Here is a 12,969-nt window from a genome sequence, read left to right as displayed (position 1 = left end):
GCTCAGGCCGCGACGCCGGCCGCATCCCGCCATGCCGCGAACGCCTCGGCGCGACAGCGGCGGTGCGTGCGGGCGGTGGTGAGGTGACGGCAGAGGTTGAAGGTGTTGTAGGTGGCGGCATGCATCGACAGGAACCGCTGCAGCTTGCGCTCGCGCCGCCGGACCGGGACGTGCGAGCTTTCGGCCCGGTTGTTCAGCCGCTTGGCCCGCAGGTGGGGTATCCCGTCCAGCCGCAGGTCACGAAGCGCGGCGCCGTAGGCCGGACACTTGTCGGTGACCCAGGCGGTTGGAGCGATGCCCTGCTTCCGGAGGAGCCTGCGCATCAGCCTGCCGGCGGCAGCGGCGTCCCGCCTGGCCTGAACCAGCACCTCGCCCTCGGCATCGACGGCGCGCCAGAGGTACATCTGCTTGCCGCCTACCCGGACGAACATCTCGTCGACGTGCCAGCGCCGGTGCGGCGCCGGTCGCCGCGCGCGAAGGCGCCGGGTGATCATCGGGCCGAACGCGCTCGCCCAGCGGCGGATTGTCTCGTAGGACACCTCGATGCCGCGTTCGGCGAGTAGGTCCTCGACGTCGCGGTAGCTCAGGGTGAAGCGGAGATACATCCAGACGGCGCGTTGGATCACGTCGGATGGAAAGCGATAACCGGCATAGTCAGGCGGGGTCATGGCCACCGCTACGCCGCTCGCCGGCCCTTCGCAAGGCCGCGAACGTGACAAGCCCTGCCAGACAGCATGTTCACCAAAGCGCCTGGCTGCGACGGTCAGGCCCGCTGCATCAGGTTGGCCATCAGCCGGAAGGCGCCGGGCACCAGCCGATCCAACTGGTGATGCAGGGCCAGGGCGACATGAGTGTGGCGCCCCCGCCCGAAGCGGCCCGACAGCAGCCCGCCCTCCAGCGGCGACTCGCCCGGATCGCCGGTGGCGAGCAGCGCCTCGTAAGTGGGATCCCATCGGCTGGCGAAATACAGCCCGCGCTCCTTGTCCCAGCCGGCCCAGTCGGCCTCGTCGATCGGATTGGGACCGGCCAGCAGCGGGTGCCCCGGTCGCAGCACCTGGACCGGGGCTGACGGGTCGGTCACCCGCCAGCGATAGGAGGGATGACCGATCGTCAGGGGTGCCAACGGCGTCGACTGCGGATTCCAGGCGTCGATCGGGCGATGATACAGCGTAACCAGATGGCCGCCGTCCCGGACCCAGCGGTGCAGGCGCGCGGTCGCGGCGGCCAGGTCCGGCCGGGTGCGGAAGGCGAAGACGCCGACCAGGATGGTGTCCCAGGCTCCCAGGTCGCCACCGGTCAGGGTTGCGGCATCGAGCGGGTCGACGGCAAGGCCGACCTGGCGCAGCCAGGCGTCGGCGCGGTCGCTGCCGCCGCCGACGACACCGACGCGAACACCGTCCGGCAGGGCGACCTCGAGCGTGCGCAGCCGCAGGGTTGCCGGGGCCGCGCGAACCACTGCTCCAAGATGGGGGTGCTTCATGCGCCGAACGCCCCAGCCCGGCTGGCCGTCGATGGTGACAACGGCTTCGTGAAGGCCGGCACTGGCGGTGACGGGCGGGGTCAGAACCGCCTCGATCGATGCCACCCCGGCATTCCCGGGCACGGCGACCGAGGTGGCCCCCGACGTCTCCCAGCCCGCGGGTGCCGTGACGCCGACCCTCCGCTCCGCCGCTGGGGTCCCACGAAGGCTCTGCAGCGTCAGGCCCAGGGGCCGTGGGGCCGACGGGCTGGCCAGGTTGACGACGATGGCATCGGACACCGGGGTCACGGAGGCGGCGGGCAGGACCCGGATCGGCTCGTCGAGATCGATGGTCGCCGTCGCTCGGACCCCAGCCAGGGTGAAGGCGACTTCGACCGAGACGAGGCCATTGCCGCCCAGCGGATCGAAGCCCGGCGCGAAGGGGAGGGTGATCGGGGCGCCGTCGGGAACGCGGATCTGGAATTGGCCCGCTGCGCTGCCGGTCTCCCAGGCCCAACCGCTGGGGAGCCGCGGCGCCATCGCAATCTCCGTGGCGCCTGTGTTGGCGGCTCGTGGTGTCGCGATGCCAACCGTCCCGCCGGGCTCGATCTCGGCAGGCTCGGCAAAGGCGCGGACATCCAGCCCAGACGCCACGAACAGGACCTGCCCCAGCTCGCGTTCCTTGCGACGCAGCCGATGGTCCAGGAAGGAGGCGGCGTGCTCGGGGCGGGATGCGAGTGCCGCGCGGGTCGCGGTCAGGGCCTGGGCCGCCGCCGTAGCGACGGCATCGCTGTCCGGCCAGGCAGCGATGGCCCGGTCGATCGCGGCCTGTGCGGTCCGCAGCCATGTCTTGCACTCGATGCCGTCGACGGCGTCGCCCAGGGCCGTGACCGTGGCGGGCAGCCCATCCATGATGGAAGCCTCCACCACCGGCATCTCGGGCGTGGCATAGGCCCGATGCAGCGGCCAGGGGGATGGGCCCGCCTCGCGCCACACCCCCATGCCCTGGGTGCGGTGTGCCAGCCGCGACCACTGGCCGATCTGGGCGTAGGTGGCACCGGTGACCGGATCGCGATCGCCGGCCTGCACCGCCACGGTCGCATCGGGCGGCGGCAGGTCGTCGTCATAGGACGCGCTCTTGCCCGACCAGGCGGGCAGATAGAATTTCGCGACGGTCCAGGGCGACAGACCGGCGGCCAGGTGCTCCGGGAAGGCGGCGGGATCGCCGGCCAGCTCGACGGCCTCCCGGCTCGCCTGCGTCATCGCGCGGTGGTGCCCGTGCTGGCCCGGCACGTCGAGGAAGGTCGGGATGACGATGTCGGGCCGCTCGGTCCGGATAGCGCGGACCAGCCGCTCCACCACCCGCTCGTGACCCCAGCGCCGCAGCGTGTCGACGCCGCTCTTGGAGAAGCCGAAATCATGCACCGGATCGTCCGGCCCATGGCCGATCCAGGTGACGCCGGCATCGAGCACGCGGGCGGCCTCCTCCATCTCCAGGCTGCGCAGCGCCGCCAGGTCGCCGCCGCGTTCCGGCCCGATCGCGTTCTGGCCGCCTTCGCCACGGGTTGAGCACAGCAGCACCACGCGGACGCCGTCGCGCAGCGACAGGGCGGCGAGCATGGCGCTACTCTCGTCGTCCGGATGGGCGCCGGTGTCGAGCAGGGTGACGATGCTCTTCAGCCGCGAAAGGGCGCGGTGGAGCCGCAGCACGCTCGGCTGGGCCATCTGGCGGCGGATGAGGGCCTCATCGGCGGGCATGGGACGATCCTCCGGTGTCACGCGCGGTGTCGCGGGCGCGAAGCACGGCGCCGAAATCGGGTGTCACGGTTTCGAAGACGGGCAGCGCCGCGGCGCCCAGCGCCGGCGTCAGTTCGCCGGTGGTGCCCCGCAGCAGGCGCGGGACCGACCGGCCGCAGCGGTGCGACACGGTGTTCGGCAACGGCCCGATCCTGGCGATCAACCGGTCCAGCACGGCGTCCGGCAGGCGTCCGCCGAACACGATGGCCTCAGGATCGAACAGGTTCTCGAGCATGCCGACCATGATCAGCAGCTTCTCGGCGGCGATCTCGACCCAGGCATCGAACCGCGGGTCCCCGTCGCGGATCGGGGCATCGACATCGGCCGCGCCGCCCAGCTGTTCGGCCAGCGAGTGCAGCGAGGCATAGCGTTCGAGGCAACCCCGGCCGCCGCAAGGGCAGGGGCGACCGCGCGGCTCGACCGTGACATGGCCCAGCTCTCCGGCATTGCCGAAGGCGCCGGTGTAGGGTTGCCCGCCTAGGACCAGCCCGAGGCCGATGCCGGTGCCGAAATGGACGAGGCAGAAATCCCTCAAGTCGCGCGCGACGCCGTGCAGCCGCTCGCCCACCGCCGCCGCCGTGGCGTCGTTCTCGACCAGGACCGGCATCCCGATCGCTTCGCCGAGGAAGGCGGCGGCATCGATCGTCAGCCAGCCGGGCATGGCGGTCGGGCCGACCGAACTCAGCCCCTCGATCCCGAAGGGGCCCGGCATGACGACCCCGGCGCCCAGGATCGCGGCGCGGGTGACGCCGGCCGAGGCCAGCAGCGCATCGATCTCGCGCCGCAGGCACGGCCCGATGGCGGCGGGGGTGGGGTCGTCGACCACGGATGTGCGCCTTGCGAGGATGCGCCCCGCCAGATTGACCAGGACGGATTGCTGGAACCGCGGCGCGATCTCGACGCCGATGGTGAAGCCGCCGTCCGGATTGACCTCGTACTCGATCGGCGGCTGGCCTCGCCCGCTGCGCCGCCGGCCGGCATTGCGCAGAAGCCCTTCGGCCAGCAATGCGGCCGTGATGTTCGACACAGCCTGCGTGGTCAGGGCGGTGCGGCGCGCGATCTCGGTGCGGCTGACCGTGCCCTGCAGCCGCACGGTCTCCAGCACCACCCGGCGGTTGTAGGATCGCGTCTTGCCCGAATTGTTGCCGATGGCCATGCGGGCCCGTCTCCCGGAGTCTCCGCGTGCAGGGTGCTGCGGCCAATACAATAATTCAACTATGTTGAGTTATTGACCGGGCTTTCGGCCTGTGATCGAGTGGGAACGAGCCCAAATGGGCCTCGGTGCCCTAGCAAGACAGGGATGGAGGAGGGGAGATGGCACGTTTCGGCGGCATCCGGCGCATGGCGTTGGCGACGGCCTTCGCGCTCGGCCTGTGCGGCGCGGCTTCGGCAGCGCAGGCGGTGGAGATCGAGTACTGGCAGTACTTCTACGATTCCCGGGTCAAGGCGATCGACACGCTGATCGCGAAGTTCGAGGCCGACAATCCCGGCATCACCGTCAAGCACACCAACTTCCCTTATGCCGACTACCAGACTAAGGTCGCGGCCGCGATCCCCGCCGGCGAGGGGCCGGACGTGGTGCAGCTCTTCTACGGCTGGCTCGACAATTTCGTGGCGGCCAAGCTGATCCAGCCACTGCCGACCGACACATTCCCGCATGACGCTATCGAGGCAGATTTCTTCCCGATGGTGAAGGCGATGAAGCGCGGCGACGACTATTACGGCCTGCCGACGGCGGTCCGCTCGCTCGCCATCTTCTGGAACAAGCGGCTGTTCGAGGAAGCCGGACTCGACCCCGAGAAGGGGCCGGCCAACCTCGACGAGCTGGTCCAGTTCGCCCAGAAGCTGACCAAAAAGGACAGCGGCGGCAACCTCACCCAGGTCGGCATCACCATGGACATGGCCGGCCAGGACCACCAATGGTGGCGCGAGGTGCTGGTCCGCCAGTTCGGCGGCGAGCCGTATCTCAACGACTACAAGACGGTGAACTACGCCGACGCGGCCGGCGCCAAGGCGCTGCAATACTATCTCGACTTCCAGACCAAATACGGCGTGAGCCAGCTCGGCTTCATGGACGAGGCCCAGGCCGCCTTCAAGGCCGGCCGTGCCGGCATGACCGTCGACGGCTCGTTCCGCCTCGGCTCCTTCGACGCCGTGCGCGGGCTGAAATACGGCGTCGCCGAGTTGCCGGCCGGGCCGGGCGGCACGCGCTCGAACTACGCCAGCTACTGGGTGAACGCGATCACCACCAAGGCCCAGGGCGAGAAGTTGGAGGCATCGAAGAAGTTCCTGGCCTTCCTGACCTCGCCCGAGGCGATGCAGATCTGGCTCGATACGGTAGGCGAACTGCCGGCCCGCCGGTCGGTCGCGCTCAGCGACAAGAACATCGCCAATCCGGTCTACGCCCCCTTCATCAAGGGCCTCGACTACGCCCACACCACGCTGTTCGTCGACGAGGCGGGGCAGCGCCAGGTGTCGATGGACATGGTCAACCGCGCGGTGCTGCAGAACCAGCCGGTCGACGCCGCCCTGGCCGAGGCTGCCAAGGCCGAACAGGCGATCATCGACCGCCATCACCAGGCAAAGTGACCTGAACCGGGTGCGGAGCGTGACGATGCGGGAAACGGCACGGGGAGCCGGCATGAGATCCCCCGTCGCGGGCCTGTCGGTGCGAGCCAAGCAGGTGGTCTGGGCCTGGAGCTTCCTGGCCGTGCCGGTGCTGTTCTACGCCGTCATCCGGTTTTGGCCGACGCTGGACGCGTTCTGGCTGTCCTTCACCGACTGGAACCTGCTCGGCACCCCGAACCTCGTCGGGTTCCGGAACTACATCCGGCTGGTCCAGGACCCGCTGTTCTGGAAGGTGTTCGGCAACACCTTCCTGTACCTGCTGATCGGCACCCCGCTCAGCCTGCTGATCGCCTTCGTCGTGGCCTACCAGCTCGACAAGATCCGCTTCATGCACGGCTTCATCCGGGCACTGTACTTCCTGCCGTTCCTGACCACGGCGGTGGCGATGGCCTGGGTGTGGCGCTGGTTCTATCAGCCGGTGCCGATCGGCGTGTTCAACAACGCCCTGGCCAGCATCGGCCTGCCGCAGCAGCCCTTCCTGCGCTCCACCGTCCAGGCTCTACCGGCGGTGCTGGCACCGGCGATCTGGTCCGGCCTCGGCTTCCAGGTCGTGATCTTCATGGCCGGGCTGCGGGCCATCCCGATCAGCTACTACGAGGCCGCCCGGGTCGACGGCGTGTCGCGCTGGACCATCCTGTGGGAGATCACGCTGCCGCTGCTGAAGCCGACCTTCGTGTTCCTGGTGGTGTTCAGCTCGATCGGGTTCCTGCGCATCTTCGACCAGGTCTACAACATCACCAACAACGACCCCGGCGGCCCGCTCAACTCGACCAAGCCGCTGGTGCTGATGATCTACCAGACCGCCTTCAACGCCTTCGACATGGGCTATGCCTCGGCCCAGACCGTGATCCTGTTCCTGGTCCTGCTCAGCATCTCCATCCTGCAGCTCCGCATCCTGAGGGACCGCTGATGGCGACCGCGACCGTGATCATGGGCCGCCGGATCCGGCCCGGGCGGGTGATCGCCTGGACGCTGCTGATGATGGGCGGCATCGTCATGGTGATGCCGATCCTCTACATGCTCGCCACTTCGTTCAAATTCCCGCACGAGGTCTATGACCTGTCGCTGATCCCGAAGGAGCCGACGCTCGAGAACTACGCCTATGTGCTCGAGGATGGGCGCTTCTTCCGCTGGTTCCTCAATTCGCTCGGCATTTCCGTCACCGTCACCCTGTCGAACGTCTTCTTCGACAGCCTGGTCGGCTACACTCTGGCCAAGTTCCGCTTCCGCGGCCGCTACCTGGTCTTCATCGCAATCCTATCAACCCTGATGATCCCGACCGAGATGCTGGTGATCCCGTGGTACGTGATGGCGAAGACCTTTGGCTGGCTGGACAGCTACTGGGGCATCATGTTCCCGGGCATGATGACGGCCTTCGGCACCTTCCTGATGAAGCAGTTCTTCGAGACGGTGCCGGACGACTTCCTGGAGGCGGCCCGGATCGACGGGCTGAACGAGTTCCAGATCTGGTGGCAGATCGCCATGCCGCTGGTGACGCCCGCCTTGTCGGCCCTGGCGATCTTCACCTTCCTTGGCAACTGGACCGCCTTCATCTGGCCGCTGATCGTGACCACCAGCCGCGACTTCTACACACTGCCGGTCGGGCTCACGAGCTTCGCGGTCGAGCAGCAGATCCAGTGGGAGCTCATCATGACCGGCGCCGCCATCGCGACGCTGCCGACCCTGATCGTGTTCCTGGTGTTCCAGCGCTACATCGTGCGCGGCGTGGTACTCGCCGGGCTGAAGGGGTGATCATGGCGATCAAGGACGAAAGCCGCTTCCCGGCGCCCGTCTATGCCGAAACGGTGCTGGCGCCGTTGTTCGAGGGGGCGAAGCGGTACTATCGCCACCATTTCCAGCGCGTCGACCGCGCTCATCTGGTGATGCTGGCCGAGACCGGCGTGCTCGACGCCACCACCGCCGCCGCCATCGGCGGGGCGCTGGTCGACATCGAGCGCGACCTCGATGTCGAGGCGCTGGCCTACACCGGCGAGGTCGAGGACTTCTTCTTCCTGATCGAGGCCGAGCTGAAGCGCCGGCTGGGCGCCGACATCGCCGGCCGGCTGCACACCGGCCGGTCGCGCAACGACATCGACCACACCTTGTTCAAGCTGGCGCTGAAGGGGCGGATCGACGCGCTGGCGGCCAAGACGCGCGGCCTGGCGCAAAGCCTGCTGGACACCGCGCGGCGGGAACAGGCGACGCTGATCGTCGCCTACACCCACGGCCAGCCGGCGCAGCCGACCACCTTCGGCCACTACCTCGCCGCCGTGATCGAAGTGCTGCTGCGCGACCTGGCGCGGCTACAGGCGGCGCGCGCCGTCGTCGACCTCTGCCCGATGGGCGCAGCTGCGATCACCACCACCGGTTTCCCGATCGCCCGGCACCGAATGGCGGAGCTCCTGGGCTTCTCGGCACCGCTGCAGAATTCATACAGCTGCATCGCCGCGGTCGACTACGTCACCTCGACCTATGCCGCACTGGAGCTGATGATGCTGCATCTCGGCCGGCTGGTGCAGGACTTGCAGTTCTGGTCGAGCTTCGAGGTCGGGCAGCTCTACGTCCCGAACGCCTTCGTGCAGATCAGCTCGATCATGCCGCAGAAGCGCAACCCGGTGCCGATCGAGCATCTCCGCCTGCTCGCGTCGCACGCCATGACCCGGGCGCGGTCGATGCTGACGGTGATGCACAACACGCCGTTCACCGACATGAACGACAGCGAGGGCGAGACCCAGGGCCAGGGCTACGCCGCCTTCGACCTCGCCGGCCGCGTGCTCGACCTGCTCTCGGGCCTGGTCGCCGCCGTGACCATCGACGGCGACAAGGTCCGCCGCAACATCGACCGCAGCTGCATCACGGTGACCGAGCTGGCGGACAGCCTGGTGCGGATCGAAGGCCTGTCCTTCCGCCAAGCGCACGAGATCGCGGCAGCGACGGCAAAGGCGGTGGTCGCGGCCGGCGGCAGCCTGGCCGAGGCCGGCTTCGCGCCCTTCGTGCTGGCCTTCGCCGAGATCGGCGGGCGGCCGTCCACCGTGGACGAGGCCCGGTTCCGCGAGATCGTCTCGCCGGAGCATTTCGTCGCCGTCCGCGCCCGCTTCGGCGGCCCGGCACCGGAGCCGCTGGAGAAGGCCTTCGCCGGCTACGCCGCCGTGCTGGAGACGTTTGCGGCCAACGCCGCCACCGCGGCCGATCGCGAGAAGGGGGCGTTCGCCATGCTCAATTCCTGTTTCGACATCGTGCTGAAGGGACAGGGCTGACATGGCCGACGTCTCGCTCCGCCGCATCGTCAAGACCTACGGCAAGAACCCGGTCATCCATGGCCTCGACCTCGACATCGCCGATGGCGAATTCGTCGTGCTGGTCGGCCCGTCCGGCTGCGGCAAGTCCACCACCCTGCGCATGATCGCGGGGCTGGAGGAGATCGATGGCGGCGAGATCCGCATCGGCGGCCGCGCCGTCAACACGCTGGAGCCGAAGGACCGGAACATCGCCATGGTGTTCCAGAACTACGCCATCTACCCCCACATGACGGTGCGCAGGAACATCGGCTTCGGCCTGCGCAGCGCCCGGCTGCCGCAAGCGGAGAAGGACAGGAAGGTGGAGGAGGCGGGAACGCTGCTGGGCCTCACCCCCTATCTCGACCGCCGCCCGTCCGAGCTGTCGGGCGGCCAGCGGCAGCGCGTCGCCATCGGCCGCGCCATGGTGCGCGACCCCGCGGTGTTCCTGTTCGACGAGCCGCTGTCCAACCTGGACGCCCAGCTGCGCGGCCAGATGCGGCTGGAGATCAAGAGGCTGCACCAGCGCCTGGGCAGCACCATCGTCTTCGTCACCCATGACCAGGTCGAGGCGATGACCCTGGCCGACCGCATCGTGGTGATGCGCGACGGCCACATCCTGCAGGTCGGCAGCCCGGCCGAGCTGTACCACCGCCCGGCCAACGTGTTCACTGCGCGGTTTATCGGCAGCCCGCCGATGAATCTGCTACCGGGGCAGGTCGCGGTGGTCGACGGGCGCATGGCAGTGGCGCTGGATGGCGGCGGGGCGGCGCCGTTGCCGGCGGCGGCCGCAGGCATTGCGCCGGGCCGCCGAATCCTGCTGGGCGTCCGGCCCGACGACCTCGCCGCGGTTGAGGGGCAAGCCCCGGCCGATGCTTTCGTGATCGAGGGCGTGGTGTCGGTGATCGAGCCACTGGGGCCGGAAACCCTGCTGCATGTCGATGCCGCCGGCGCGACCATGGTCGGCACCGCCCCGGGCCGACGGCCGCCTCAGGTCGGCCGCACGGTGCGGCTGGCCGCGGCCAACGACACACTCCATCTCTTCGACGCCCAGACCGAGCAGGCGCTGTGTCAGGCCTGACCGCTGGGCCCGCCGAAGGCTTCGTCCTCTGCGTCGGCCGCCTTTATTCCGATCTGGTCTTCACCGGACTCGACGCGATGCCGGAGCCGGGGCGGGAGCATTTCGCCCGGGACGTCACGCTGGTGCCGGGAGGCGGGGCGTTCATCACTGCCGCCCATCTCTCCGGGCTCGGCCGGCCCGCGGCGCTGGCAGCCCGGATCGGGATCGACCATTTCGGCCGGGGGCTCGATGGTCCGCTCGCGGCAAGCGGGGTCGATCTGCGTTGGCTCGACCGCGCGGCCGACGCCGGACCGCAGCTCACGGTCGCCATGGCGGTCGACAACGACCGCGCCTTCCTGACCCGCCGCGCCGGCAGGGCCGAGCCGGCGACCCTCGACGCAGCGGTGGGCAGCGGGTTGGTGATGCACATGCACATTGCCGAACTGGCGACGTTGAGGGAGATTCCCGATCTGGCGCGTCGTGCCCGTCGGCAGGGCCTGACCGTGTCACTCGACTGCAGTTGGGATCAGGCGGCCATCGACGACCCAGATGCCCTCCGGCTGCTCGATGGAATCGACCTGTTCCTGCCGAATGAGGATGAGGCGATGGCCCTGACCGGCGCCGAAACGGTCGATGCCGCCCTGGCCTTCCTGGCGGCGCGGATTCCGGTAGTGGCCGTCAAGCTCGGCGCCAACGGCGCCGTGGCGCAGGCGGGGAAGGACGCGTCGCGGGCCGCAGCGCCGTCTGTTCCGGTCGTCGACACCACCGGGGCGGGCGACTCCTTCGACGCCGGTTTCCTCGATCGCTGGCTGGCCAGGGCCCCGCTCGATAGCTGCCTTGCCTGGGGTGTTGCCTGTGGCAGCCTTTCGGTGCAGCGACCAGGGGGCGCCGATCCTACCGGCCGTGCCGCCATAAAGGCGCTGGCGCTCGATCTTCAGGCAACCGCAGCGGCCGGGGCTGCTTAGCGACATTGCCAATCGGGCTTCCCGGCAATCCCGTGGCGGCGCTCGTCACCTTTGCCGCCGTGGCGAGGCCGCTGATTGAGGCGGTGGGCGGCATGCAACCACGCGTGCCGCATCGCTTCCCCCCGCTGGCCGGGTTCTCCTACCAAAAAAGCGCGGCGGGCGCGAATATGTCCGGTTTCGCTCGACGCGGGCGATGGCGGACGGCTGCGGCGCTTTCCAAAGGAGGGAGCAGGCATGCTGACATCGCTGACCGAGACAGTCGGGTTGGCCGAGTTGCCGGAGTCCCTGACCCAACTCGAGCCGGGGATCTCGGTCGATTTCATCCCCTTCGGCGAACTGCTGTAACCATTCCGAGACGGACTTCGTCCGCAAAGAAGAGGATACGGGAAGGTCCGGTCCTCCTTGCTGATGGGCAGCTTGGGGTCGATTCGGGCCTTGTCCGCTCTCCGGTGTCGAGCGCGATGGCCGCTTTTGGGCACCCTTCTGTTGGCCTGACCGACGGAGAAGGGCGGAAAGAGGACCTCTGGTTATTGGTCACACCGGCAATGCGGCGCGCCGATCGTGCCCGACCTCACTTCCGCGTAACAGCAGGTCAAGCTAGTCTGAAGGCCCTTGGGTGGAGATTTTGCCGAATGGCGAAGCTCGTCTTCGGAATGAACCAGTCCCTGGACGGCTACGTCGACCACCTGGAAATGCAGGCAGGCCCCGCCCTCTTTCGTCACTGGATACAGCACGTGCGCGACCTGACCGGCAGTGTGTACGGTCGCCGCATCTACGAAATCATGCGCTATTGGGATGAAGACGATCCTCAGTGGGACGCGGAGCGACGCGACTTCGCGGCGGCGTGGCGGCGCCAACCGAAATGGGTCGTGTCGCGCTCGCTGAAGTCAGTCGGCCCAAACGCCACACTTGTCGACGATGACCTCGAGACGGTGATACGCGGGCTGAAGGCTCAGCTCGTCGGGGAGATTGCAGTCGCCGGACCAGACCTGGCGCACAGTCTGACCGACCTTGGTCTCATCGATGAGTATCGGCTCCACTTCCACCCAGTCGTGCTGGGTCGCGGCACGCCGTTCTTCGCCGGCCCGCGGCCGCCGCTCCGCCTTGTGGCCAGCGATCGAGTTGGCGAAGACGTGATCAGGTTGACGTACGTTCCCGCTTGATCGCGCGACCCGCCCCACGGGCTGCGCCGGCGCGTCAGGGCCGCTGCTCACCCTTTGCGGTCAAGCCTCGATCCAACATCACCCCGCTGTAAACACATTGTTCGCTTGTATTAATCTGCGATCTCGTTCATGCTATGTTCCATGGACAAGGCGCAGACTGATTCGGTTTCGGAGGCCCCGGCCACTCCCCAGGAGGAGCGGACCGCGCGGCATCTGCGCATGCTCGCCCGAGCGGCGGACGTCCATATGGAGATCATCGAGGCGACCCGCACCGAGGCGGTGGAGGCGCCGCAGCCCGGTGTCGACTATGGCCAGCGGATCGCCGTCATCACCCGGTCGCTGCGGCTGACCCTGCTCTTGGAGGACAAGTTCGCCAACCATCGCGACGAGCGGCGCAAGGCCGCGGCGAAGCGGGAGGCGGCGCAGGAGGACTGGCACGAGCTGCGGGTGAAGCTGGCGATGCAGGCGGCGGTCTACGAGTCGTCCGAGGACGGTGAGGAGGATCGCCGCGCCGACGAGCTGAGCGAGCGGCTGGAGCGGCCGGAGGTGGTCGAGCTGATCGAGGCCAGCCGGGCGGAGGTCGCGGTGGCGGCCTTGTGCCGGCGCTGGGGCTATCCGGTGC

The 12,969-nt window shown here is 68.7% G+C and carries 12 protein-coding genes; 9 read left to right on the top strand and 3 right to left on the bottom strand.

Features of this window, described 5'->3' with window-relative positions; genetic code table 11:
- Positions 1-2: 2 nt before the first annotated feature.
- The 3 genes from AAHM41_RS22700 to AAHM41_RS22690 all read right to left on the bottom strand — a co-directional run bounded on the left by AAHM41_RS22700 (position 3) and on the right by AAHM41_RS22690 (position 4,412).
- A complete protein-coding gene (locus AAHM41_RS22700; protein WP_342238861.1) occupies positions 3-668 on the bottom strand; it encodes an IS6 family transposase in 666 nt (221 codons plus the stop codon).
- Positions 669-763: 95 nt separating this feature from the next.
- Positions 764-3,217 (bottom strand): PIG-L family deacetylase, encoded by a 2,454-nt coding sequence (locus AAHM41_RS22695; protein WP_342238860.1) that lies wholly within the window; start codon positions 3,215-3,217, stop codon positions 764-766.
- Positions 3,204-4,412, bottom strand: a complete 1,209-nt coding sequence (locus AAHM41_RS22690) for an ROK family transcriptional regulator (protein ID WP_342238859.1) — start codon at positions 4,410-4,412, stop codon at positions 3,204-3,206. Before AAHM41_RS22690 ends, AAHM41_RS22695 begins: the two co-directional genes overlap by 14 nt.
- 158 nt (positions 4,413-4,570) lie before the next feature.
- Here AAHM41_RS22690 and AAHM41_RS22685 point away from each other — a divergent pair, with 158 nt between their 5' ends.
- From AAHM41_RS22685 to AAHM41_RS22645, 9 genes are all read left to right on the top strand, one after another.
- Positions 4,571-5,845 (top strand): extracellular solute-binding protein, encoded by a 1,275-nt coding sequence (locus AAHM41_RS22685; RefSeq protein ID WP_342238858.1) that lies wholly within the window; start codon positions 4,571-4,573, stop codon positions 5,843-5,845.
- Between the two features lie 52 nt (positions 5,846-5,897).
- Positions 5,898-6,794, top strand: a complete 897-nt coding sequence (locus AAHM41_RS22680; RefSeq protein WP_342238857.1) for a carbohydrate ABC transporter permease — start codon at positions 5,898-5,900, stop codon at positions 6,792-6,794.
- The gene (locus AAHM41_RS22675; RefSeq protein ID WP_342238856.1) at positions 6,794-7,636 is read left to right on the top strand and encodes a carbohydrate ABC transporter permease; all 843 of its coding nucleotides are present in this window, start codon (positions 6,794-6,796) and stop codon (positions 7,634-7,636) included. Before AAHM41_RS22680 ends, AAHM41_RS22675 begins: the two co-directional genes overlap by 1 nt.
- 2 nt (positions 7,637-7,638) lie before the next feature.
- Positions 7,639-9,141, top strand: a complete 1,503-nt coding sequence (gene argH, locus AAHM41_RS22670) for an argininosuccinate lyase (RefSeq protein WP_342238855.1) — start codon at positions 7,639-7,641, stop codon at positions 9,139-9,141.
- A gap of 1 nt (position 9,142) precedes the next feature.
- Positions 9,143-10,240 (top strand): ABC transporter ATP-binding protein, encoded by a 1,098-nt coding sequence (locus tag AAHM41_RS22665; RefSeq protein WP_342238854.1) that lies wholly within the window; start codon positions 9,143-9,145, stop codon positions 10,238-10,240.
- A complete protein-coding gene (locus AAHM41_RS22660) occupies positions 10,228-11,184 on the top strand; it encodes a carbohydrate kinase family protein (RefSeq protein ID WP_342238853.1) in 957 nt (318 codons plus the stop codon). The genes AAHM41_RS22665 and AAHM41_RS22660 overlap by 13 nt, the downstream gene beginning before the upstream one ends.
- A 75-nt stretch (positions 11,185-11,259) precedes the next feature.
- The gene (locus AAHM41_RS22655; RefSeq protein WP_342238852.1) at positions 11,260-11,529 is read left to right on the top strand and encodes a hypothetical protein; all 270 of its coding nucleotides are present in this window, start codon (positions 11,260-11,262) and stop codon (positions 11,527-11,529) included.
- A 287-nt stretch (positions 11,530-11,816) separates the two neighbouring features.
- Positions 11,817-12,347 (top strand): dihydrofolate reductase family protein, encoded by a 531-nt coding sequence (locus tag AAHM41_RS22650; protein ID WP_342238851.1) that lies wholly within the window; start codon positions 11,817-11,819, stop codon positions 12,345-12,347.
- A gap of 141 nt (positions 12,348-12,488) precedes the next feature.
- On the top strand, positions 12,489-12,969 hold a 481-nt coding region (locus tag AAHM41_RS22645; RefSeq protein ID WP_342238850.1), incomplete at its 3' end, for a hypothetical protein.

The organism is Inquilinus sp. OTU3971, from assembly GCF_038440215.1.
This window is presented reverse-complemented; position numbering and strand designations above follow the sequence as displayed.

What these genes read in the sequence shown, in the direction of transcription:
- AAHM41_RS22695 (WP_342238860.1), bottom strand. Translation starts at nt 3,217, where the DNA reads ATGCCCGCCGATGAGGCCCTCATCCGCCGCCAGATGGCCCAGCCGAGC.
- AAHM41_RS22680 (WP_342238857.1), top strand. Translation starts at nt 5,898, where the DNA reads ATGAGATCCCCCGTCGCGGGCCTGTCGGTGCGAGCCAAGCAGGTGGTC.
- AAHM41_RS22665 (WP_342238854.1), top strand. Translation starts at nt 9,143, where the DNA reads ATGGCCGACGTCTCGCTCCGCCGCATCGTCAAGACCTACGGCAAGAAC.
- AAHM41_RS22685 (WP_342238858.1), top strand. Translation starts at nt 4,571, where the DNA reads ATGGCACGTTTCGGCGGCATCCGGCGCATGGCGTTGGCGACGGCCTTC.
- AAHM41_RS22690 (WP_342238859.1), bottom strand. Translation starts at nt 4,412, where the DNA reads ATGGCCATCGGCAACAATTCGGGCAAGACGCGATCCTACAACCGCCGG.
- AAHM41_RS22650 (WP_342238851.1), top strand. Translation starts at nt 11,817, where the DNA reads ATGGCGAAGCTCGTCTTCGGAATGAACCAGTCCCTGGACGGCTACGTC.
- argH (WP_342238855.1), top strand. Translation starts at nt 7,639, where the DNA reads ATGGCGATCAAGGACGAAAGCCGCTTCCCGGCGCCCGTCTATGCCGAA.
- AAHM41_RS22675 (WP_342238856.1), top strand. Translation starts at nt 6,794, where the DNA reads ATGGCGACCGCGACCGTGATCATGGGCCGCCGGATCCGGCCCGGGCGG.
- AAHM41_RS22700 (WP_342238861.1), bottom strand. Translation starts at nt 668, where the DNA reads ATGACCCCGCCTGACTATGCCGGTTATCGCTTTCCATCCGACGTGATC.